The 21,343-nt window shown below is 63.2% G+C and carries 19 protein-coding genes; 5 read left to right on the top strand and 14 right to left on the bottom strand.

Going from position 1 to position 21,343, the window contains the following annotated elements:
* Positions 1 to 106: 106 nt before the first annotated feature.
* From ACSVIE_RS20515 to fdxA, 3 genes are all read right to left on the bottom strand, one after another.
* Positions 107 to 1,390, bottom strand: coding sequence for a citrate synthase (locus tag ACSVIE_RS20515; protein WP_426003462.1), 1,284 nt, complete (start codon positions 1,388 to 1,390; stop codon positions 107 to 109).
* Between the two features lie 231 nt (positions 1,391 to 1,621).
* Positions 1,622 to 2,770: a succinyldiaminopimelate transaminase gene (gene dapC / locus ACSVIE_RS20510; RefSeq protein ID WP_426003464.1), complete on the bottom strand. Its 1,149-nt coding sequence runs from the start codon at positions 2,768 to 2,770 to the stop codon at positions 1,622 to 1,624.
* 14 nt (positions 2,771 to 2,784) lie between these two features.
* Positions 2,785 to 3,111 carry a ferredoxin gene (gene fdxA, locus ACSVIE_RS20505; RefSeq protein ID WP_018776555.1) on the bottom strand — a complete coding sequence of 109 codons (327 nt, stop codon included), beginning with the start codon at positions 3,109 to 3,111 and terminating at the stop codon, positions 2,785 to 2,787.
* A gap of 134 nt (positions 3,112 to 3,245) precedes the next feature.
* On the opposite strand from fdxA, the gene ACSVIE_RS20500 reads away from it, so the two are divergent.
* Positions 3,246 to 3,503, top strand: coding sequence for a putative acetyltransferase (locus tag ACSVIE_RS20500; protein WP_426003465.1), 258 nt, complete (start codon positions 3,246 to 3,248; stop codon positions 3,501 to 3,503).
* Here ACSVIE_RS20500 and ACSVIE_RS20495 read toward each other — a convergent pair.
* Together ACSVIE_RS20495 and typA are read right to left on the bottom strand one after the other, a co-directional pair.
* The gene (locus ACSVIE_RS20495; protein ID WP_426003466.1) at positions 3,500 to 3,880 is read right to left on the bottom strand and encodes a hypothetical protein; all 381 of its coding nucleotides are present in this window, start codon (positions 3,878 to 3,880) and stop codon (positions 3,500 to 3,502) included. The genes ACSVIE_RS20500 and ACSVIE_RS20495 overlap by 4 nt on opposite strands.
* Before the next feature lie 25 nt (positions 3,881 to 3,905).
* Positions 3,906 to 5,822, bottom strand: a complete 1,917-nt coding sequence (gene typA, locus ACSVIE_RS20490; protein WP_426003467.1) for a translational GTPase TypA — start codon at positions 5,820 to 5,822, stop codon at positions 3,906 to 3,908.
* A 283-nt stretch (positions 5,823 to 6,105) separates the two neighbouring features.
* On the opposite strand from typA, the gene ACSVIE_RS20485 reads away from it, so the two are divergent.
* Complete coding sequence (locus ACSVIE_RS20485) at positions 6,106 to 6,957, top strand: SGNH/GDSL hydrolase family protein (RefSeq protein ID WP_442425067.1); 852 nt, start codon at positions 6,106 to 6,108, stop codon at positions 6,955 to 6,957.
* Positions 6,958 to 7,103: 146 nt separating this feature from the next.
* On the opposite strand, the gene ACSVIE_RS20480 is transcribed toward ACSVIE_RS20485, so the two are convergent.
* The 5 genes from ACSVIE_RS20480 to ychF all read right to left on the bottom strand — a co-directional run bounded on the left by ACSVIE_RS20480 (position 7,104) and on the right by ychF (position 13,901).
* Positions 7,104 to 8,813, bottom strand: coding sequence for a dipeptide ABC transporter ATP-binding protein (locus tag ACSVIE_RS20480; RefSeq protein WP_442425066.1), 1,710 nt, complete (start codon positions 8,811 to 8,813; stop codon positions 7,104 to 7,106).
* A gap of 12 nt (positions 8,814 to 8,825) precedes the next feature.
* Positions 8,826 to 9,770, bottom strand: coding sequence for an ABC transporter permease (locus ACSVIE_RS20475; RefSeq protein WP_426003472.1), 945 nt, complete (start codon positions 9,768 to 9,770; stop codon positions 8,826 to 8,828).
* A complete protein-coding gene (locus ACSVIE_RS20470) occupies positions 9,760 to 10,689 on the bottom strand; it encodes an ABC transporter permease (RefSeq protein ID WP_426003474.1) in 930 nt (309 codons plus the stop codon). Before ACSVIE_RS20470 ends, ACSVIE_RS20475 begins: the two co-directional genes overlap by 11 nt.
* 126 nt (positions 10,690 to 10,815) lie before the next feature.
* Complete coding sequence (locus ACSVIE_RS20465; RefSeq protein WP_426003476.1) at positions 10,816 to 12,498, bottom strand: peptide ABC transporter substrate-binding protein; 1,683 nt, start codon at positions 12,496 to 12,498, stop codon at positions 10,816 to 10,818.
* Positions 12,499 to 12,815: 317 nt separating this feature from the next.
* Positions 12,816 to 13,901 (bottom strand): redox-regulated ATPase YchF, encoded by a 1,086-nt coding sequence (gene ychF, locus ACSVIE_RS20460; protein ID WP_426003485.1) that lies wholly within the window; start codon positions 13,899 to 13,901, stop codon positions 12,816 to 12,818.
* Positions 13,902 to 14,013: 112 nt separating this feature from the next.
* On the opposite strand from ychF, the gene ACSVIE_RS20455 reads away from it, so the two are divergent.
* The gene (locus tag ACSVIE_RS20455) at positions 14,014 to 15,279 is read left to right on the top strand and encodes a DNA recombination protein RmuC (protein ID WP_442425065.1); all 1,266 of its coding nucleotides are present in this window, start codon (positions 14,014 to 14,016) and stop codon (positions 15,277 to 15,279) included.
* 92 nt (positions 15,280 to 15,371) lie between these two features.
* Here ACSVIE_RS20455 and ACSVIE_RS20450 read toward each other — a convergent pair whose 3' ends face one another.
* A complete protein-coding gene (locus tag ACSVIE_RS20450; RefSeq protein ID WP_442425064.1) occupies positions 15,372 to 16,457 on the bottom strand; it encodes a 4-hydroxy-3-methylbut-2-enyl diphosphate reductase in 1,086 nt (361 codons plus the stop codon).
* A 9-nt stretch (positions 16,458 to 16,466) separates the two neighbouring features.
* Complete coding sequence (locus ACSVIE_RS20445) at positions 16,467 to 17,339, bottom strand: hypothetical protein (RefSeq protein ID WP_442425063.1); 873 nt, start codon at positions 17,337 to 17,339, stop codon at positions 16,467 to 16,469.
* 169 nt (positions 17,340 to 17,508) lie between these two features.
* Here ACSVIE_RS20445 and xseA point away from each other — a divergent pair, with 169 nt between their 5' ends.
* Together xseA and ACSVIE_RS20435 are read left to right on the top strand one after the other, a co-directional pair.
* Positions 17,509 to 18,786 carry an exodeoxyribonuclease VII large subunit gene (gene xseA, locus ACSVIE_RS20440; protein ID WP_442425062.1) on the top strand — a complete coding sequence of 426 codons (1,278 nt, stop codon included), beginning with the start codon at positions 17,509 to 17,511 and terminating at the stop codon, positions 18,784 to 18,786.
* Between the two features lie 34 nt (positions 18,787 to 18,820).
* On the top strand, positions 18,821 to 19,063 hold the full coding sequence (locus ACSVIE_RS20435; protein ID WP_442425061.1) for an exodeoxyribonuclease VII small subunit: 243 nt from the start codon (positions 18,821 to 18,823) through the stop codon (positions 19,061 to 19,063).
* 12 nt (positions 19,064 to 19,075) lie between these two features.
* Here the strand turns inward: ACSVIE_RS20435 and ACSVIE_RS20430 are convergent, their stop codons facing one another.
* Both ACSVIE_RS20430 and ACSVIE_RS20425 read right to left on the bottom strand, forming a co-directional pair.
* Positions 19,076 to 19,930: a polyphosphate kinase 2 family protein gene (locus ACSVIE_RS20430; RefSeq protein WP_426003493.1), complete on the bottom strand. Its 855-nt coding sequence runs from the start codon at positions 19,928 to 19,930 to the stop codon at positions 19,076 to 19,078.
* A 51-nt stretch (positions 19,931 to 19,981) separates the two neighbouring features.
* Positions 19,982 to 21,202, bottom strand: coding sequence for a pyridoxal phosphate-dependent aminotransferase (locus ACSVIE_RS20425; protein ID WP_426003494.1), 1,221 nt, complete (start codon positions 21,200 to 21,202; stop codon positions 19,982 to 19,984).
* Positions 21,203 to 21,343 lie beyond the last annotated feature (141 nt).

Genomic DNA, 21,343 nt, shown 5'->3' with positions numbered 1-21,343 from the left:
CCCCCCAAACCCCCCCCCCGCCCCCCCCCCCGCCCCAAACCCCCGGGGGCCCCCCCCCCGCGGGGGGGGGGGGGCGCCCGCCGTCGTTATTGACGCTGTTGCCGCATCAGTTGGCCGGGTAGTTGCGCTCCGGCTCCCCCGTGTAGAGCTGCCGCGGACGGCCGATCTTGGTCTGGGGGTCGTTGATCATTTCGCGCCACTGGGCAATCCAGCCCGGGAGGCGGCCAATGGCGAAGAGCACAGTGAACATCTTCTCCGGGAAGCCCATGGCCTTGTAGATCAGGCCGGTGTAGAAGTCGACGTTCGGGTACAGCTTGCGCTGGATGAAGTAGTCGTCCGCCAACGCCTTCTCTTCGAGGCGCATGGCGATGTCCAGCAGTTCGTCATTGCCGCCGAGCTTGCCAAGGACCTCGTGGGCAGTAGCCTTGATGATCTTGGCGCGGGGGTCGTAGTTCTTGTAGACGCGGTGTCCGAAGCCCATGAGGCGGACGCCGTCTTCCTTGTTCTTGACCTTCTCCATGTAGTCCTCGGGCTTGATGCCTTCGGCCTGGATCTGGCGCAGCATCTTCAGCACGGCCTCGTTGGCGCCACCGTGTGCGGGGCCAAAAAGCGCGTTGATGCCGGCGGACACCGAGGCGAACAGGTTCGCGTTGGACGAACCCACCAGGCGCACAGTGGACGTGGAACAGTTCTGCTCGTGGTCTGCGTGCAGGATCAGCAGCAGGTCGAGTGCCTTGACCACTACCGGGTCAAGCTCGTATTGCTCTGCCGGGAGGCCGAAGCTCAGGCGCAGGAAGTTCTCCACCAGGTTCATGGAGTTGTCCGGGTACAGCATGGGCTGTCCGATGGACTTCTTGTGTGCGTAGGCCGCAATGACCGGCAGCTTGGCCATGAGGCGGATGGTGGAAACTTCAACGTGCTCGGCGTTGAACGGATCCAGCGAGTCCTGGTAGAACGTGGACAGCGCCGAGACAGCCGAGGACAGCACGGGCATCGGGTGTGCGTCCCGCGGGAAGCCGCCGAAGAAGCCCTTCAGTTCCTCGTGGAGCAGGGTGTGGCGGCGGATGCGCTGGTCGAACTCTTCAAGTTCCGTGGGGGTGGGCAGGTTGCCGTAGATCAGCAGGTAGGAAACTTCGAGGAAGCTCGAATGCTGGGCGAGCTGCTCGATCGGGTAACCGCGGTAGCGCAGGATGCCTGCGTCGCCGTCGATGTAGGTGATGGCCGAGGTGGTGGCCGCGGTGTTCATGAAGCCGGGGTCATAGGCAACGGCGCCCGTCTGCTTCAGCAGCTTGGAAACGTCGTAGCCTTCGTTTCCTTCTACAACCTTGATGCGCGGCAGTTCGAGTTCGCCGCCGGCATGGCGCAGTGTCGCGCTGGTGGTCTCAGTCATGGAGTCCCCTTCATGAGGCCTCTGGGCCTCTATAGAACTTGTCCAACCAAACTTCTGGTGACGCCGCATTCGGCCCCGCTGTTGCAGGGCTCCAACGGCCGGAGTGCTTTCTTATTGAAGGCCACCATTGATAGTCAGTTAAAAAGCTACCGCCAGTAACCCTGCGGAACTAATCCGTTCTGTCCGGTTACTGGCGGAATGGCGCCCTTTGTGTCACAAGTCACAGCATTGTTATGAGGCTGCGTTCAACCTCTCCACGGCGGCGTCGATGCGCTCATCGGTTCCTGTGAGGGCAACCCTGATGAACCCGTTCCCGGCATCACCATAGAAAACCCCGGGCCCCACCACGATGCCCAGATCGGCAAACCGGGCAACCGTGTCCCACGTTGCCTCACCGGCCGTGGACCACAGGTACAGCCCCGCTTTGGACTGGTGGATGGTCAGCCCGAATTTCTCCAATGCGGGCACGATCCGCTCACGACGGCCCCGGTACAGGTCCTTTTGGGCCAGTACATGAGCGGCGTCGCCCAGGGCGACACGCATGGCTTCCTGGACAGGGAAAGGCACAATCATGCCGGCGTGCTTGCGGCTGTTGACCAGATTGGCCATGATCGCGGAGTCACCGGCTACGAAAGCGGCCCTATAGCCGGCAAGGTTGGACTGCTTACTCAAGGAGTAGACACACAGGAGTCCGTCGGTGGAACCACCGGAAACACGGGGGTCGAGGATGCTGGGGACGGCGTCTCCCCCGCGCTGCGCATCCCATTCCCCCCAGCCAAGCTCCGCATAGCATTCGTCCGACGCCACCACAGCGCCCACTTCACGTGCTTGGGCAACAATCTCCCGCAAGGACGCGGCATCACGGACGCTGCCCGTGGGGTTGCCAGGCGAGTTGATCCATACCAGCCGCACTTTGGCCCGGGTGGCGGCATCGAGTTCATCCAGGCTGTCTGCCGCAACAGCGGTGGCACCGGCCAGCATCGCTCCGATGTCGTAGGTCGGATAGGCGACTGTTGGCCTGACCACCACATCACCGGATCCCAGTCCCAGGAGGAACGGCAGCCATGCGACCAGCTCCTTGGAACCAACCGTGGGCATGACATCGCGGGGATCCAGGCCGGGAACGCCGCGGCGGGCCGCAAACCAGTCCACCACGGCTTGCCGCATGGGTTCGGTGCCGTGCACGGTCGGGTATCCGTGGGCATCCGATGCTGCTGCGAGGGCGTCCCGGATGAGTCCGGGAGTGGGGTCCACCGGCGTACCGATGGACAGGTTCACTGCGCCACCGGGGTGCTTGGACGCCGTGGCAACGTAAGGCGCCATGGCCTCCCACGGGTAGTCGGGCAGGTTAAGGCCGAAGGCGGGTGCCGCGGAGATCAAGGATGCAACCGCCCTTAGTGGTCTTGGTTCTGCGGCGGCAAAGCGGCAATGAACGGGTGGTCCTTGCCGGTGTTGCCAATCTTTGCTGCACCGCCCGGCGAGCCCAGGTCATCGAAGAACTCGACGTTGGCCTTGTAGTAGTCAGCCCACTCTTCCGGGGTGTCGTCCTCGTAGTAAATGGCTTCCACGGGGCACACAGGCTCGCAGGCGCCACAGTCAACGCACTCATCGGGGTGGATGTAGAGGGAACGCTCACCTTCGTAAATGCAGTCGACAGGGCATTCTTCAATACATGCCTTGTCCTTGACATCCACACACGGCTGCGCGATTACGTACGTCACGTCCCAGACCTCTCAACGGTTTGTCCCGGCGACGGCCGGGTAATACTGCCGGCAGCATGCCGGGCATTCAACTTCCGACCCTATTATCCAACAGGCCTGTGACGCCAACCTAGCCGGCGACTTAGTATGAAACGGTGACTCCCCCGCATTTGCCACCCAGACAGTTCCTGCTTACCGCAGAGCCGGGCATCCGCGTGGTGGTCCGCTACCGCGTCGAAGACGGCCTCACCGATGCGCTGGGGTATGTGGTGGCCACGACGGAAAGCAGTGTCACCGTGCGGACCCGGGCTGCCGACGTCGTCATTCCGCTGCCGGCTGTCATCGCCGCCAAGGAGGTACCACCTCCGCCTGCCCGCCGCGAACCACTCCAGCGCAGCCGCGGCGGCCGCTAGTTTCCGGCGGCCCGGCGGCGGAGCCGGCTGGCGACCACCAGCATGGCCAAAGTCACCACGGCTATCCCGAACACCCAACTGTTCCCCGCCACGTCGCCCAGCACCAACTGCTTGGCAGGGCCGGAAGACGAGACCACGCCAACCGCCGCGTACGTGCCCAGGCCGGCTACCGCCGTCGGGATCACCGAACGTGACCACGCTGCCAGCCATAGCTCCACCGAGGCAAGCAGCAGCAGTGCCGCCCCAACACCCCAGGGAACATCGACGCCGGCCAGCAGGACCGTCTGCCGGTGCAGGGCAGTCCCCGCTACGGCAACGAAAAGGGCCGCCAGCGCGGCCACGGCGATGCCGCGGGCGCTGACGACCCTCCTCTTCATGCAGTAATCCCTTGGCAGCCGGCCGTCAGGCCTTGGCGCGGGCGCGGTTGGCCTTGGCGCGCTCGTTGGCGTCTAGGATGACCTTGCGGATACGGATGTCCTCCGGCGTGACCTCGACGCACTCGTCCTCACGGGCGAATTCCAGGGACTCCTCCAGCGTGAGCTCACGCGGCGGGGTCAGGTTTTCGAAGGAATCCGAGGAAGCGGCGCGCATGTTGGTGAGCTTCTTTTCCTTGGTGATGTTGACGTCCATGTCATCGGCGCGGGAGTTCTCGCCCACGATCATGCCCTCGTAGACCTCGGAGGTGGGCTTCACGAAGAAGGAGCCGCGTTCCTGCAGGTTGATCATGGCGAACGGAGTGACAACGCCGGCGCGGTCGGCAACCATCGAACCGTTGGTGCGGTATTCGATCGGACCGGCCCACGGCTCGTAGCCTTCGGAGATGGACGCTGCGATGCCGGCACCGCGGGTGTCCGTGAGGAACCGGGTGCGGAAACCGATCAGGCCACGGGCAGGAACGATGAATTCCATGCGGCACCAGCCGGTGCCGTGGTTGGCCATGTTGGTCATGCGGCCCTTGCGGGCAGCCATGAGCTGGGTGACTGCGCCGAGGTATTCCTCGGGCACGTCGATGGTCATGTGTTCCATAGGCTCGTGCAGCTTGCCGTCGACCATCTTGGTGACTACCTGCGGCTTGCCGACCGTCAGCTCGAAGCCTTCGCGGCGCATCTGCTCAACCAGGATGGCGAGCGCGAGCTCGCCACGGCCCTGGACCTCCCAGGCGTCAGGACGCTCGGTGGGAAGGACCTTGATGGAGACGTTACCGATCAGTTCCTTGTCCAGGCGGTCCTTCACCTGGCGGGCGGTGACCTTGGCGCCCTTGACCTTGCCGGCCAGCGGAGAGGTGTTGATACCGATGGTCATGGAGATCGCGGGGTCGTCCACGGTGATCAGCGGCAGCGGCTCGGGGTTCTCCACGTCCGTGAGGGTTTCACCGATGGTGATGTCCTCGATGCCGGCGACGGCGACGATCTCACCCGGACCTGCGGACTCAGCGGGAACACGCTCCAGGGCCTTGGTGGCCAGGAGTTCGGTGATCTTGACGGTCTTCAGTTCTCCGTTCTGGCGGGCCCAGGCAACCTGCTGGCCCTTGCGGAGGGTGCCGTTGTAGATACGGAGCAGGGCGAGGCGGCCAAGGAACGGCGAGGCGTCCAGGTTGGTCACGTGCGCCTGCAGCACGCCGTCCGGGTTGTAGGTCGGAGCCGGGATGTGCTCGATGATGGTCTTGAACAGCGGCTCGAGGTCCTCGTTCTCGGGAGCGGAGCCGTTGGCCGGCTGGTCCAGGGAAGCGCGGCCAACCTTGGCAGCAGCGTAGACCACGGGAACTTCCAGCACCTTGTCCAGGTCCAGGTCCGGAACTTCGTCGGCGAGGTCGGAAGCCAGCCCGAGGAGGAGGTCCATGGACTCGTGGACGACCTCGTCGATGCGGGCGTCGGGACGGTCGGTCTTGTTGACCAGGAGGATCACCGGCAGGTGCGCGGCAAGGGCCTTGCGCAGCACGAAGCGGGTCTGCGGGAGGGGACCCTCGGAGGAGTCCACCAGCAGCACGACGCCATCAACCATGGACAAGCCGCGCTCCACCTCGCCACCGAAGTCGGCGTGGCCGGGGGTGTCGATGACGTTAATGGTGATGGTCTCGCCGTTGGACGACGGGCCGTTATAGGCGACCGTGGTGTTCTTGGCGAGGATGGTGATGCCCTTTTCGCGCTCCAGGTCACCGGAGTCCATCACGCGGTCCTCAACTTCGCCGTGGGCGGCGAAGGAGTTGGTCTGCTTGAGCATGGCATCGACCAGGGTGGTCTTGCCGTGGTCAACGTGTGCGACGATCGCGACGTTGCGCAGATCGCTCCGCGACGCAGTGTTAACGGTAGTTTCAGACATGCGTTTATGACTCGTTTCAGTGGTGAAGTCAGCTGTTTTGATCCGCGCGCATACCTGATCACCTGATCGGAACACACAACGAAAAGACCCCGGGACACAGGGCACCTGATGCAATTCTAAACGCACCTGCATTTATCAGCCTAAAAAGCAAGGGAAACCGCTGTTAAATGTGGTCCCGCTCACTACCCGTTACTCTTTGGTAACCCCAAAGTCCAGATACTGGATTTTTCCGGTCCGTTGCCCCATGATGGCTGCAGAAACCAGTGCCACACGGAGACCATCGATGCGACAAGCTTCGGCCGCGTTCCGCATGCTCGCACCCCTGGTCGCCGCCGGCGTCCTGTTGGTCGGCTGCGGATCGAACCCGGCCACTACCCCGCCTTCCCCCACCCGTTCCGCTGTGCCGGCCGCGGCCGCCACTGCTGCCGCGGGCAAACCCGTAACGAGCCCCAGCAGCCCTGCAGCAAGTGAACTGCCCGTGGGCAGCTTGTACAAGAACCCCGCCAACAACCGGAACGAGATTGTCCTGGCCGATGTGGAACACACGGCAGTGCTGATCGGTGACTCGCAGGCCATGCCCCAGGACTCGTGGCCGCAGCGGGGCGTTGCGGCGCTCGGCTACAAGCTGCACGTTGTGGGCATGGGCGGCACCGGTTTCGTGGCCTCCAACGGCAAGACCGGCAATTACATCGACGCCCTCCAGCGCGGCGACTGGCTGCTGCCTTACGGCAACCCGCCGCTGATCGTCCTGCAGGGTGGCGGCAACGACGCCTCCCAAAAGGCAACGGACGCCCAGGTCACCAGCAACGCCGAGCGGCTCATTGCCGCACTCAAGAAGCGTTACCCCGGCGCGCGGATGGCCATGATCGGGACACTCGCCCGCGGTGCGGCCAACGGTGGCGGGCGCCGTACCGAGGTAGATGCGCTGCTGGGCAGGATCGCAGCGAAGCATTCCATTCCGTTCGTCAGCGCCGGTGACTGGCTGACCCGGTACGACGCCGTCGCGGACCTTCAGGACGCCGTGCACATGAAACCCTCGGGGCACGAAAAGCTTGGCAAGGTCCTTGCCGGCCAACTGGCTTCATTGGGCCTGTCGCCGCGGCCCGAAACCGACGCCCCGGCGGCCGGCCAGTAGCCGTTGTTGGGCGTGCTCTGCGGGCTTTGTCGTCCTCGACCCGCGTAGTGCGGGCCCCGCAACACTTAAATACCAGAGCCGGTGGTTCCCTTTCGGGGACCACCGGCTCTTCGCTGTGATGCGGCGTCCGTGAAGTACGACGCCGGTCAGGCCACCGCCGGGGGAAGCAGCAGGGAACCACCGGGGATGGCATCCAGCAGTGCCTCGGTGTAGGCCTGGCGCGGATTGTCGAAGACATCGTCCGTGGTGCCCGTTTCCACGAGCTTGCCCTTCTCCATGACGCACACGTGGTCGGCGATCTGCCGGACCACTGCGAGGTCGTGGGTAATGAACAGGTACGTCAGTCCCAGGTTGTCTTGGAGTTCCGCCAGCAGGTTGAGGACCTGCGCCTGGACCAGGACGTCCAGCGCAGACACGGCTTCATCGCAGATGATGACTTCGGGATCCAAAGCCAGGGCCCTGGCAATGGCAATACGCTGCCGCTGGCCGCCGGAGAGCTCGTTCGGATACCTCTGCATCATCGACTGCGGCAGGGCCACCTGGTCCAGCAGCTCACGGACCTTCTTTTCACGGCTGGCCTTGTTGCCGATCTTGTGGATCCGCAAGGGTTCCTCGATGGTCCGGAAGATGTTGTACATCGGATCCAGCGAACCGTACGGGTCCTGGAAGATCGGTTGGACCCGCCGCCGGAACTTGAAAAGCTCCTTGCCCTTCAGACCTGCAGTGTCCACGCCGTCGAAGACGATGGACCCCTCTGTTGGTTTTTCCAGCTGGAGCACCATTTTGGCCACTGTGGACTTCCCGGAACCGGACTCCCCCACGATCGCGGTGGTGGTGCCACGCCTGACGTTGAAGCTGACGTCGTCCACCGCCGCAAAGTCGGCCGACTGGCCCAGGCCCTGGCGCAGCTTGTAGATCTTGCGCAGGTTCCGGATCTGCAGGACATCGTCCGTAGCCCCCTGCTCCGCTGCCTCCACGGGCGCAAGGAGGTCTTCGGCCTCCACCCCCTGCTCCTTGGCAACCTGGATGCGGCGGGACGCCAACGACGGAGCGGACTCCACCAAGCGCTTGGTGTAGGGGTGCTGGGGGTTGCGCAGCAGTTCCAGTGAGGGACCTGCTTCCACCACGTTGCCCCGGTACATCACCACCACCTTGTCAGCACGTTCGGCCGCAAGGCCGAGGTCGTGCGTGATGAGCAGGACGGAAGTACCCAGCTCGGTGGTCATGGTGTCCAAGTGGTCCAGGATCCTGCGCTGGACTGTCACATCCAGGGCGGACGTGGGTTCATCGGCAATCAACAGCTTGGGCTGGCAGCTCAAGCCAATGGCGATCAGGGCACGCTGGCGCATGCCACCGGAGAACTCATGCGGGTACTGCTTGGCACGACGCGCGGCGTCGGGCAGGCCCGCTTCGGCCAGGACGCGGGCAACATCCTCGGGGCCGTCCGGACGACCATTGGCCCGCAAGGTCTCCCGCACCTGGTAGCCGATCTTCCACACGGGATTGAGGTTGGACATGGGGTCCTGCGGAACCATGCCGATGTGGCTGCCACGGAGCTCGATCATCCGCTTCTCCGGCGCGTTGGCGATGTCCTCGCCGTCGAGCAGGATCTGCCCTCCCGAGACCCGGCCATTGTTCGGCAGCAGGCCGATGGCGGCGAGCGCCGTCGTCGATTTGCCTGAACCGGACTCCCCCACAATAGCGACGGTCTCACCCGGCATGATGGTCAGGTGGGCGTTCTTGACCGCCTGCACGTCTCCCGTGCCGGTCTTGAACGTAATGGCGAGGTCCTTGATTTCCAGGATGGGCCGTACCTGCGCAGTTGCTTCATCAATGCTGATGTTGGCTGATGTCATTGTTCGCCTCCTTTAGCGCTGACGGCTCTTGGGATCAAGAGCATCGCGGACGGCGTCGCCAAGCATGATGAAGCTCAGGACGGTGATGGACAGTGCGGCTGCCGGGTAAAGAAGGATGCCCGGATTGGTGCGGATCGAGGCGTTGGCCGCAGAGATGTCATTGCCCCACGACATGACGCTGAGGGGCAGCCCCACGCCCAGGAAGGACAGCGTTGCTTCAAGGACAATGAAGACACCGAGTTCCAAGGTGGCAAGGACGATCACGGGAGCCAACGCGTTGGGCAGCGCATGCTTGAGCAGGGCACCGAACTTCGAAACGCCCAACGAACGGGCCGCCGTGACGAAGTCGGCATTCCTGACCTCGATCACCGCACCACGCGTGATGCGGGCCATCTGCGGCCACGCCAACAGGGATATGGTGATCACCACTGTCCAGACGCCCCGGTTCTCCCGGAAGAAGGGCAACTGGGTCACCACCAGGGCACCGAGGATGATCGGCAATGCGAAGAAAATGTCACCGAGTCGGGCCAGGACGGCGTCAAGCCAACCGCCGTAGTAGCCGGCCAGTGCACCCAGCGTGACGCCGATGATGACCACGCAAAGCACGGACAGGACACCAACCGCCAAGGAAGCCTGGGTACCGTGGATAACCCGCGAGTAGACGTCGCAGCCCTGGAGGGTGAACCCGAACGGATGTCCCTCGGTGGGACCCGCCTCCGAATTTGCCAGCTGGCAATCGTTATTCGGAGCGACACTGGTGAACAGGCCCGGGAAGATGGCAATGGTGGTCAACAGCAGGATCAACAACGACGAGACGATGAACATCGGGCGACGGCGGAGCTTGCGCCACGCATCTGCCCACAGGCTCAAGGGCGCATGGTCCGTCTTGACGGAATCCGTGGCCTGAAGCGGCGTCTCGTCGATGGGGGCAACGTAGTGTTCAGTATTACTGGTCATAGCGGATCCTCGGGTCAAGCCAGGCGTATAGGAGGTCAACCAGGAGGTTGGTCACAACGAAGACGAGGACCAGGACGCTCACGATTGCCACGATGGTGGGTCCTTCGCTGCGCTGGATGGCCTGGAAGAGCTTGTTGCCCACTCCGGGAACATTGAAGATGCCTTCGGTGACAATGGCTCCACCCATGAGGCCACCCAGGTTGGCTCCGAGGTAGGTCACCACCGGAATCAACGAGTTCCGCAGGATGTGGGCCATGACGACGCGCGGGCGGGAGAGCCCCTTGGCCGTGGCCGTGCGGACGTAGTCGGCGTTCATGTTCTCACCCACGGAGGCGCGGGTGAGGCGGAGTACATATGCGAAGGACACGAGGCCAAGGACCACCGCCGGCAGGATCAGGTTGCCCCAGTCCGCGTTCGCACCAACCGTCGGCTTGGCCCAGCCGAGCTGGACACCGAAGACCAACTGGAAGACGAAGCCAAGGACGAAGGTGGGGACGGCGATGACCACGAGGGAAACGATCAGCACTGTGGAGTCGAACAGCTTGCCCTTGCGGAGTCCGGCGAAAACACCGAAAGCGATTCCGAACACCGCCTGGATGATCAAAGCCTCGATGGCGAGCATGGCCGTGACCGGGAAGGCACGTGCCAGCGCGTCGGCAATGGGCTGTTGGGTGAAGTCCACGCCGAGGTTGAAGGTGAAAACGTTCTTCAGGAAGATTCCGTACTGGACCCAGAAGGGCTGGTCCAGGTTGTACTGGGCGCGGAGCGCGTCAATGACGCTCTGCGGCGGCTGGCGTTCGCCAAAGAGGGCCGCGATAGGGTCGCCGGGCAGGGCGAACACCATGTAGTAAACGAGGAGGGTGGTTCCCAGGAAGACGGGAATCACCTGGAGGAGCCTACGCAGAATGTAGCGGACCACGGTTCACCCCCCTTTCTCTGGACGGGTGTTGGTGTGTCATGTTTGCCTTCCTGCCGGGGCAAGCAATTGGGGGCCCGGCGCCAGGCCGGGCCCCCAATGCCTTACGGCAAGTTCAGATCCTGGGGATTACTTGGCCGCGATGTTGTAGTAGAGGATGCCGCCATTCCAGCCGGTTTCAGCTGAGACAACGTTGTTGCTCCACACGATCGGGCGGTTCTGGTACCACAGCGGCAGGCCGGGGAGGTCCTTGAAGAGGATCTCCTGTGCCTGGTTGAACTTGGCGTTTGCATCTTCAGGGGTCTTGGCTGCCAGACCCTCCTTGAGGAGCTTGTCGAACTCAGGGTTCGAGTACTTCTCGTAGTTGGAGGAGGCGTTGGTTGCCCAGACCGGGCCGAGGAAGTTGTAGAGCGACGGGTAGTCACCCTGCCAGCCTGCGCGGGTCAGGCCGGGGAGGGACTGCGACTTGCGCAGGTCCAGGACTTCAGCGAACTTGGCGAACGGCTGGATTTCAGCGTCGATGCCGAGGTTGTTCTTGAAACCGTTGGCTACGGCGTCGATCCATTCCTTGTTGCCACCGTCGGTGTTGGAAGCAATCTGGAGCGGCTTGGAGCCGTCGTAAGGCTTGATCTTCTCAGCCTGGGCCCACAGGTCCTTGGCCTTCTGGACGTCGAACTTCAGGACGTCGCTGCCCGGGATGTCGTTCTTGTAGCCGTCCAGCACGGGAGCCGTGAACTCGGTGGCCGGGGTACGGGTGCCGTTGAAGATGACCTTGGTGATCTCGTCGCGGTTGATGGCGTGGGACAGCGCCTGGCGGCGCAGGAGACCGGCTTCACCCTGGAAGTTCGGGTTGTAGCCCGGAATGTTCAGGGTGGAGTTGTTGGCCACCGGCTTGGTGGAGTTACGGTCCTGGAAGTCAGTGGTGTAGGTCTTCAGGGCGTTCGACGGCAGGACGTCGGTGACGTCCAGGTTGTCAGCCTGCAGGTCGGTGTAGGCCGGGCCCGGATCGGTGTAGAACTTGAAGGTCACGCCACCGTTCTTGGGAGCGCGGGGGCCGTTGTAGTCAGCGTTCTTGACCAGGGAGATGGACTGGTCGTGGACCCAGGCACCTTCCTTTTCGAACTTGTACGGGCCGTTGCCCACCGGGTTTTCGCCGAACTTCTTCGGGTCCTTGATGGCCTCCGACGGAAGCGGGTAGAAAGCCGAGTAGCCCAGGCGAAGGGACCAGTCTGCTTCAGGCTGGGTCAGCTTGACAGAGATCGTCTGGTCGTCGGTAGCGGTCAGGCCGGACATGGTCTGGGCCGTCGGCGCCGGAGTGGAGGTCTTCTTGCCGTCGGCACCGGTGGTTTCGGTGGTGGCGCTGACGTCTGCGTAGCCTTCGATCGATTCGAAGAAGAAGCCGTTGTTCTGGAGGTTGGTGCTCAGGGCAGCGAAGTTCCAGGAGTCAACAAAGGTCTTGGCAGTAATTGCCTCGCCGTTGGTGAACTTGGCACCTTCCTTGACCTTGATGGTCCAGGTCTGGGAATCCGTGGTTTCGATGGATTCCGCCAGGGCGTTGACCGGCTTGCCGTCTGCGTCGTACGCGCGCAGGCCTTCGAACAGCAGCTCTACGACGCGGCCACCGTACACCTCGTTGGTGTTGGCCGGAAGCAGCGGGTTCTGGGGTTCATTGCTGTATGCGGTGATGACCTTGTTGGGGTCTCCTGCGGCTGAAGTGTTCGTGTTGCTGCCGGAGCCGCCGCCGCAACCGGTCGCTGCGAGGGCGATGATCGCCGCTACGCCTAGAGCTTTGGAAGTGCGCGAGAAACGCATTCCGCCTCCTATGGAGTCGTGGAGTTGGACAGGGGAAATTCGTGATGTCCCCCAGGCAGGGCACAGATTCCTACTGTGACGTTGCCTACATGTGAGTGTAAGCCTACCCACATTGCGTCCGGATGTTGGAACATGCTGGCCAAACTGTAACCGTTCCGCAACCTCCAGATGCCTAAATTGCCGGGAATTTCAAGTCAAACCTTACCCGGTGGTAACATTCGCTGTCTGACAGCAGGACAAGCCTGTTTTTAGGCAAAAAAGAGCCCCGACCCTAACTGACGCAAGCAGCTGGACCGGGGCTTTCTTTGGCTCTCGACTCACACGTTGAAGCGGAACTCCACCACGTCGCCGTCGGCCATGACGTATTCCTTGCCTTCGATCCGGACCTTGCCGCGGGACTTGGCTTCGGCCATGGACCCTGCCTCGATGAGGTCGTCGAAGGAGACAACCTCGGCCTTGATGAAGCCGCGCTGGAAGTCGGAGTGGATCACACCGGCGGCCTGCGGCGCGGTGTCACCCTGCCGGATGGTCCAGGCGCGGGTTTCCTTGGGACCTGCGGTGAGGTAGGTCTGGAGACCCAGGGTGTGGAAACCAACGCGCGCCAGCTGGTCCAGTCCAGACTCCGTCTGCCCGTTCATTTCCAGCATTTCCCTGGCTTCTTCCTCGTCCAGTTCAACGAGGTCGGCCTCGAGCTTGGCGTCGAGGAACACCGCATCTGCGGGAGCAACAAGCCCACGCAATTCGTCCTGCTTGGCAGGATCGCCAAGGATGCCTTCGTCGGCGTTGAAGACATAGATGAAGGGCTTGGCGGTCAGGAGCCCGAGCTCCTTGAGGTGTCCCATCTCCAGCTTGTCGCTCTTGATCGACGAGAAGATGGTGTCGCCGCGTTCGAGCACAGCCTGGGCTGCCTTGATGGCGGCGAGTTCCGCTGCCTCGCGCTTTTTGATCTTGACTTCTTTTTCGATACGCGGAATGGCGTTTTCGATGGTCTGGAGATCGGCCAGGATCAGCTCCGTGTTGATGGTCTCCATGTCCGAACGCGGGTCCACCTTGCCATCCACGTGGACAACATCGGGGTCGTCGAACACGCGGACGACCTGTGCGATGGCTTCTGCTTCACGGATGTTGGCAAGGAACTTGTTGCCCAGGCCTTCGCCCTCCGAGGCGCCCTTGACGATTCCGGCGATGTCCACGAACGACACGGGTGCCGGCAGCAGACGCTGGGAGCCGAAGATCTCGGCCAGCTTCGCCAGGCGCGGGTCCGGAAGGTTCACGACGCCGACGTTCGGTTCGATGGTTGCGAACGGATAGTTCGCAGCAAGCACCTGGTTACGGGTCAGTGCGTTGAAAAGGGTTGATTTGCCGACGTTGGGCAGTCCGACGATGCCAATAGTAAGAGCCACGAGCATTGATTCTACCCGGAACGGTGGTTTGCCTGCTTGCCGGAACCGGACCTGACGTGCCAAGGGGGCGGGCCGTACTAAAACTGTCGGACCCCTGTGATTGGGTTGCTTCATGGATGGATTTGGATTGGTTTTGGCCTTGCTGATGCTGCTCATTGGTGCTGGGCTCGGGATTGGAGTTTCCTATGTCGCTTTCCGGCGCCGGAACGCCGGCCTGGAAGAGGACTTCGACGCCGTGTCGGCCCGGCTTTCGGAGGCCAACGCGCAGCTGGCAGCCGCCGACGCCGAGCGTCGCCTTTTGTTCGCGCAGAACCGGGAGCTGAGTGAAGCACGCAACTCGGACGGGAGCGTCCTGCGCGCCTTGGCTCCGGTGGCGGAGAAACTCACCGCGGTGCAGCAGCAAGTGGCATTGCTGGAGCGGGACCGGGTGGAACAGTACGGTCAATTGGCACAGCAGCTCCAGGACGCCCGGCTTTCCGACCAGCAGCTGTTGCGCTCCACCCACGCCCTGGCATCTGCCCTGCGCTCCAACAGTGCCCGGGGCCAGTGGGGCGAGGTCCAGCTGCGTCGCATCGTTGAGGCCGCGGGAATGCTGCGGCACGTCGATTTCCAGGAGCAGGTCCACTCCGGGCGGACCGACACCACCCTGCGCCCTGACCTGGTGGTCCAGCTTCCCGGTGGCAAGCAACTGGTAGTGGACGCGAAAGTACCGCTGACGTCCTACCTGGGAGCGCAGGAACAACTTCACGGCGATGGCGCCCTCGGCGAGTCCGTCGTTCCCGGAAGCAACCAGGATTCCAAGACACTGCTGGCCCAGCACGGGAAAGCCCTGAAGGCCCACATTGATGCACTGGCCGGCAAGAAGTACTGGGACATCCCCGGGAACTCCCCCGAGCTGGTGATCTGCTTCCTTCCGGCCGAATCCATCCTGGCCGCGGCGCTCGAAGCCGACCCCTCCTTGCTGGAGCACGCGCTCTCCCGCAACGTGGTGCTGGCATCACCGGGCACTCTCTTGGCCGTTCTGAAGTCGGTCGCCTTCACCTGGCGCCAGGATGTCCTCACGGACAGTGCCCGGGAACTGTTCGAACTGGCCAAGCAGTTGTACGAACGTATGGGCACCTTGGGGGATAACGTCGGAAAGCTGGGCTCGTCGCTGAAGACCTCAGTAGACCGCTATAACGCCTTGGTGGGCACCTTGGAGGCCCGGGTTCTTCCCACGGCGCGCAAACTCAACACCATGGATGAAGCCGGACTCGCTGCTCCCCCTGCCGTGGAAGCAGTCCCCCGCGCCCTGGCCGCACCCGAGCTCCTCGCCGTAGACAGCACACCGGAAGGGCACGGCCATGGCGGGCCGCAGGACCGTGAGTCCGCGGCCTGACAACGCCTGACCAACAAAACGGCCCGGGATGGCCTGCCAACCACGACCGTGGAGGCAGCCCATCACGGGCCGTTGTCAGCTCTTGGTGATTGTCAGGATGTGGGACGGTTGCCGCGGCCGCCGAGGGCCCGGCTGACGTCGCCCGCCTGCTTGAGCGTAGCGCGCAGTTCCTTGGGCAGGGAGAACAACAGGTCCTCCTCCGCCGTCACCACTTCCTGGACTTCGCCATAGCCATAGTCGGCAAGCAGCCGGAGGACATCCTGGACAAGAACCTCGGGAACGGAAGCACCGGAGGTCACGCCGACTGTGGCAACGCCTTCAAACCAGGCCTCATCAACCTCGTTGGCGAAGTCCACGCGGTACGACCTCTTGGCACCGTACTCCAGGGCAACCTCAACCAGCCGGACCGAGTTGGACGAGTTGGCCGAACCCACCACAATCACCAAATCGGCCTGCGGCGCAATCTTCTTGATGGCTACCTGGCGGTTGGTGGTGGCATAGCAGATGTCATCGCTGGGCGGATCCTGCAATGTGGGGAAGCGTTCCTTGAGCAGGCGGACGGTCTCCATGGTCTCATCCACGCTCAGGGTGGTCTGGGACAGCCAGATGGTCTTTTCCGGATCGCGGACCGAGACCTTGTCAACCTCATGGGGTCCGTTGATGATCTGGATGTGATCGGGTGCCTCGCCGGCGGTTCCCTCGACTTCCTCGTGGCCATCGTGGCCGATCAGCAGGATGTCGTAGTCTTCCTTGGCGAAGCGGACAGCCTCACGATGGACCTTGGTGACCAGGGGGCACGTGGCGTCGATGGTACGCAGGCCACGGTCTTCGGCCGACTGCACCACAGCCGGTGACACACCATGGGCCGAGAAAATGACCAAGGCGCCCTCAGGTACCTCGTCGGTTTCATCGACGAAGATGGCGCCCTTCTCCTCAAGCGAGGTGACCACATGGACGTTGTGGACGATCTGCTTCCGCACGTAGACGGGCGGACCGTAGTGCTCCAGGGCTTTCTCCACGGCGATAACTGCCCGGTCCACGCCCGCGCAGTAACCACGGGGAGCCGCCAGCAAAACTTTCTTGGGCCCGGTCACCGGGGCTGCCGCCAGTACCTCTTCCGGCGATCGCCGTCTCCGGGGCACAGTGGGCATCGGGATGGAAATGGCTGTGGAGGTCATCCCTCAATGTTACCGGGCAGTCCTTTGTCCCGGAGCAAAAGGTGACCGTCGTCTCCCGGAGAGCAGCATGAGCACCAGGCCAACCGCCAGCACTGCAGCGCTGACCCATGCCGCGGCCATGATCCACTGCCCGAAATCGGCGCGGGCGGCATTGAAGAACTCCTGTTTGAAAAGCTCCGCCACACTGTTGGCGCTGGCGACGGTGCCCAGCATCGATCCGGCGAGGTCCGCCGTCGACGTCCACAACAAAGCCAGCCCCAGACCGCCTATGCCAAGGAAGACCATCACAACCGACCGGCGCCGGGAGGCTGCCAGGGCGAGCAGGACAGCCACTGCAGCCCCCAGGGCTGCCATCCACCACAAGGGCGCAAAGGCTGCTGCCCGTTCCACGAGTTCACGGTGCGACGCCTCCCCCAAGGTGACGACGTTTTGGTCAGGTACGTCGATCCTGATGCCCGTACCCGAGGCCACATGGTCCCGAATAAGCCTGACCAACGGAGCGATGTCCAGTTGCAGTGCGGTGGCAGTTGCTGCTTCCTCCGATTGCCCGGCGGTTCCAAAATTGAGCCTGTGGCTGTTCCTGGCCGTTTCCTCCCACGCCGCCGGATAATCCGGCCATGACTGCATTCCGGCCGCGGCTTCCTCCAAGGCGTCCCCCGCCAGGGACTTGATGGGCTCCGGCAAGTCAACCGAGGCCTGGAAGCTGCCGGCAACGGCCCCGGCAAGCCGCTCCTGGAATCCGGGCTCCGTGCCAAGCTCCCCCGAGATCCGTGCGAAGCCGTTTTCATCCACCACGTTCCGGTCCACCCACGCGGCTGGAACAGCGATGGCGGTCAGGACGAGCGCCAGGAGGACGGCCACGGCTGAAACGAAGGTACGCACAATGATCCTTGGTGTCGGGGTCGTTGCACCCATCCTAAGACTGTCCACAACAAGGAAAAAATGTCGGGCCCCGCCGGTATTGCTATGGATAGAGTTGGAAGGCCGGGCGGGACATCTCCCGGTTCCACGAGCAAGGACACACGCATGCAGGTTGAAGCACGGACCGCCCATGGCAGCTGACGCAATGCCGGAGTCGACGCTGCCTGCGACCGCCGCCGAGACCAGCCCGGACAATCCCTGGCCCTTGCAGCTGCTGTCCCGGAAGCTGAAGGCCCACATCGAACGCGCCCCTGCTGCGTGGATTGAGGGGCAGGTCATTGAGATGAACCGCCGTGGCGGGAATGCCTTCCTCACGCTGCGGGACGTGGACGCGGAGATCTCGCTCCCGGCCTCCGTCTGGTCCACGGTGCTGGACCGGCAAAGGACGCCCCTGGAGCGCGGCTCACGGGTTGTGGCCCTGGTCAAGGCCGAGTTTTGGATCAAGACCGGGCGCATGAACATGTCCGTGAAGGACATCCGGCCCGTTGGTCTGGGCGACCTCCTGGCACGTATCGAACGGCTTCGGCAGGCACTGGCGGCGGAGGGCTTGTTCGCCGACTCGCGCAAGCGCAAGCTGCCGCTGCTGCCCCACCGGATCGGGCTCATCACGGGCCGCGACTCCGACGCCAAAAAGGACGTCCTCCGCAACGCGGCGCTGCGGTGGCCTGCCGTGGAGTTCGATGTCCGGGAAGTAGCCGTCCAGGGCAACACCGCAGTCGGGCAAATCATCGCAGCCCTGAGGAAACTCGATGAAGACCCGCACGTGGACGTGATCGTCCTTGCCCGCGGCGGCGGTGCGCTGGAAGACCTGCTCCCTTTCAGCAACGAGGACCTTATCCGCGCTGTGGCCGCAGCAACCACGCCAATTGTCAGTGCAATCGGGCACGAGGCCGACCGGCCGATCCTTGACGATGTTGCCGACCTCAGGGCTTCAACGCCCACCGACGCTGCCAAGCGGATCGTGCCGGACGTCGCCGAGGAACTGGCCGTGGTGCGGCAAGCCAGGGACCACTTGCGCCGCAGCATCGGCCGCCTGGTGGACAGGGAGACGGACAGACTGCATGCCCTGCGTTCCAGGCCGGTCCTTGCCAATCCCGGGACCATGATCGAGGCCCGCGGGGAGGACATCGGCCGGCTTCAGCAGCGCTCCCACGCCGCCGTGAATACGGCAATCGTCAGGGCCCTGGACCAGGTGAACCACTTGCGCGCCCAAGTACGTGCCTTGTCCCCCCAAAAGACCCTGGACCGCGGCTACGCCGTAGTGCAGATCGTGGGAGAGGACCAGCAGGGCCACACAGTGGTCAGCAACCCGGACCAGGCGCCGGATGGAGCTGCCCTGTCAATCCGCGTGGCAGAAGGCCGCTTCAGGGCCGTATCCAGTGGTCACGGCCAGCATGTGGACCGCTGACCCATCCTTTCTACACAACGAACCAAAGGACACCATGACTGAGACCAACCCCACCGGCGCAGAATCACTGGACGCCCTGAGCTACGAGGAAGCACGGGAGCAACTGGTGGCTGTCGTCAGCCGACTGGAAGCCGGCGGTGCCAGCCTGGAGGAATCACTGGCACTCTGGGAACGCGGCGAGGCCCTCGCCAAGCGCTGCGAGGACTGGCTGGAGGGTGCCCGCAAGCGCCTGGCGTCCGCACGGGAGGCAGGCAACGGGCCCGAAGCCGCCGGCTGACAGGACCAGCGCTCAGGATTCCGCGACAAGTGCCCGCTCTGCGGCGACGTCGAAGTCAGCCTTCGGCCACTCCAGCGACATCCTCTCCAAGGCATCCAGCAACAGCTGCTGCACCGCGATACGCGCGTACCACTTCTTGTTGGCCGGTACAACGTGCCACGGGGCGAGCTCCGTGGACGTTTTCTGGAAGGCCGTGTTGTAAGCCTTCATGTAATCATCCCAGTGGGCGCGTTCAGCAAGATCGCCCTTGCTGTACTTCCAGTGTTTGGCAGGGTCATCCAACCGTGCGATCAAGCGTTTCTTTTGCTCATCCTTGCCGATGTTGAGCATGACCTTGACGATCGTGGTTCCCTGGGCAGCGAGCCGGGCCTCAAAATCGTTGATGGCCGCATAGCGACGCTCCAGTTCGTCGTCGTCCGCCCACCCATGGACACGGTGGATGAGGACGTCCTCGTAGTGGGATCGGTCGAAGACGCCCACCATGCCGGCGGCCGGCACTTCCTTCTCGATCCGCCACAGGAAGTCGTGGGCCTTTTCTTCGTCCGTGGGCGCCTTGAAGGCGTGCAACTGCACTCCCTGCGGATCCATGGCCCCCACCACATGGCTCACGATCCCGCCTTTGCCGGCGGTGTCCATGGCCTGGAGAATCAGCAGCAGCCGCTTCTCACTGCCGAACCTGCCTGAGGCAAAGAGTTTCTCCTGCAGTTCGGCGAGCCGGTCGTCCTGCGCAGACAGCAAGGCCTGGCCATCGGCTTTCAACCCGGTGTAGCCAGGGGTCGACTCCGGGTCCAGACTCTCGAGCGTGAAGCCCTGCTTGATCTTCAAAACTTCGGCCGGACTCTTGGCGAACTCAACGGGATGTGCCATGGATTTCCTTTCTGCCGGGACCTGCCGCCTGGCAAGGCCATGGATCACAGGCTAGTTGCCGGGATACCTCGACAGGAAGTCCGCCATGCGGCCGATTGCTTCTTCGATGTCCTTGACGTTGGGCAGGGTAACCATGCGGAAGTGGTCCGGGCGGACCCAGTTGAACGCGCGCCCATGCGAGACCAGGATCTTTTGTTCCTTCAGCAGGTCAAGGACGAACTTCTCGTCATCCCTGATGTGGTAGACCTCCGGGTCAAGCTTCGGAAAAAGGTACAGCGCACCTTTGGCCTGCTGGGTGCTGACGCCCGGGATTGCGTTGAGCAATTCGTAGGCCTTGTTCCGCTGTTCCAGGAGCCGTCCCCCGGGAAGGATGAGGTCGTTGATGCTTTGGTAGCCGCCCAGTGCAGTCTGGATGGCGTGCTGGGCCGGTACGTTGGCGCACAGGCGCATGTTGGCGAGCAGGTTGATGCCTTCAAGGTAATCCGCGGCATCCTTCTTTGGCCCGGAAATGGCCATCCAACCGGCACGGTAGCCACAGACCCGGTACGCCTTGGACAGGCCGCTGAAGGTGAGGCAAAGGACGTCGTCCCCGGTCAGGCCGGCCAGGTTTACGTGCACGGCGTCTTCGTACAGGATCTTCTCGTAGATCTCGTCAGCGAACAGCACCAGGCCGTGCTTCTCTGCCAGCGCCACGATTTTCCTGAGGGTCTCCTCAGGGTAGACCGCTCCGGTGGGATTGTTGGGGTTGATGACCACGATGCCCTTGGTGCGGGGCGTGATCTTGGCTTCCATGTCTTCCAGGTCCGGCTGCCAGCCCGATTCCTCATCGCTGAGATAGTGCACCGGGCGGCCGCCGGCCAAAGCTACTGAGGCGGTCCAGAGCGGGTAGTCAGGGGTTGGAATCAGGACTTCGTCGCCGTCTTCCAACAGGGCCATGAGCGACATGGTGATGAGTTCGCTGACGCCGTTGCCAAGGTAGATGTCGTCGACGTGGATGTTCTGGATGCCACGGGTCTGGTAATACTGCGACACAGCAGTCCGGGCAGAAAAGATGCCGCGCGAGTCGCTGTAGCCCTGGGCATTGGGCAGGTGCCGGATCATGTCCACCAGAATGGCGTCAGGCGCTTCGAACCCGAACGGGGCCGGGTTTCCGATGTTCAGTTTGAGGATCCGGTGACCCTCCGCCTCCATCTGCTGGGCGGCCTGAAGAATCGGTCCACGGATGTCGTAGAGGACATTATGAAGCTTGGTGGACTGCTTGAAATTCGCCATCCCTCAAATATGCCACAGGGGCCATGGACTTCCGTTGAGACCTCACTCACATAACCAACGACGGCGGTGGAGGGGCCCCGGGGGTGCCGGAACCCCCGAGGACCCCGTGTTGGGCCACCGCGTCGTGGGGGTTGCCCGTTT

Origin of the sequence: Paenarthrobacter sp. NCHU4564, assembly GCF_052156435.1 — a bacterium.
GTDB lineage: Bacteria > Actinomycetota > Actinomycetes > Actinomycetales > Micrococcaceae > Arthrobacter.
Note: the sequence above shows the minus strand (reverse complement) of the source record. Positions and strands in the feature narration are given on the sequence as shown.

What these genes read in the sequence shown, in the direction of transcription:
- ACSVIE_RS20515 (WP_426003462.1), bottom strand. Translation starts at nt 1,390, where the DNA reads ATGACTGAGACCACCAGCGCGACACTGCGCCATGCCGGCGGCGAACTC.
- ACSVIE_RS20495 (WP_426003466.1), bottom strand. Translation starts at nt 3,880, where the DNA reads ATGAAGAGGAGGGTCGTCAGCGCCCGCGGCATCGCCGTGGCCGCGCTG.
- typA (WP_426003467.1), bottom strand. Translation starts at nt 5,822, where the DNA reads ATGTCTGAAACTACCGTTAACACTGCGTCGCGGAGCGATCTGCGCAAC.
- ACSVIE_RS20485 (WP_442425067.1), top strand. Translation starts at nt 6,106, where the DNA reads ATGCGACAAGCTTCGGCCGCGTTCCGCATGCTCGCACCCCTGGTCGCC.
- ACSVIE_RS20480 (WP_442425066.1), bottom strand. Translation starts at nt 8,813, where the DNA reads ATGACATCAGCCAACATCAGCATTGATGAAGCAACTGCGCAGGTACGG.
- ACSVIE_RS20475 (WP_426003472.1), bottom strand. Translation starts at nt 9,770, where the DNA reads ATGACCAGTAATACTGAACACTACGTTGCCCCCATCGACGAGACGCCG.
- ACSVIE_RS20465 (WP_426003476.1), bottom strand. Translation starts at nt 12,498, where the DNA reads ATGCGTTTCTCGCGCACTTCCAAAGCTCTAGGCGTAGCGGCGATCATC.
- ACSVIE_RS20455 (WP_442425065.1), top strand. Translation starts at nt 14,014, where the DNA reads ATGGATGGATTTGGATTGGTTTTGGCCTTGCTGATGCTGCTCATTGGT.
- ACSVIE_RS20450 (WP_442425064.1), bottom strand. Translation starts at nt 16,457, where the DNA reads ATGACCTCCACAGCCATTTCCATCCCGATGCCCACTGTGCCCCGGAGA.
- xseA (WP_442425062.1), top strand. Translation starts at nt 17,509, where the DNA reads ATGGCAGCTGACGCAATGCCGGAGTCGACGCTGCCTGCGACCGCCGCC.
- ACSVIE_RS20435 (WP_442425061.1), top strand. Translation starts at nt 18,821, where the DNA reads ATGACTGAGACCAACCCCACCGGCGCAGAATCACTGGACGCCCTGAGC.
- ACSVIE_RS20430 (WP_426003493.1), bottom strand. Translation starts at nt 19,930, where the DNA reads ATGGCACATCCCGTTGAGTTCGCCAAGAGTCCGGCCGAAGTTTTGAAG.
- ACSVIE_RS20425 (WP_426003494.1), bottom strand. Translation starts at nt 21,202, where the DNA reads ATGGCGAATTTCAAGCAGTCCACCAAGCTTCATAATGTCCTCTACGAC.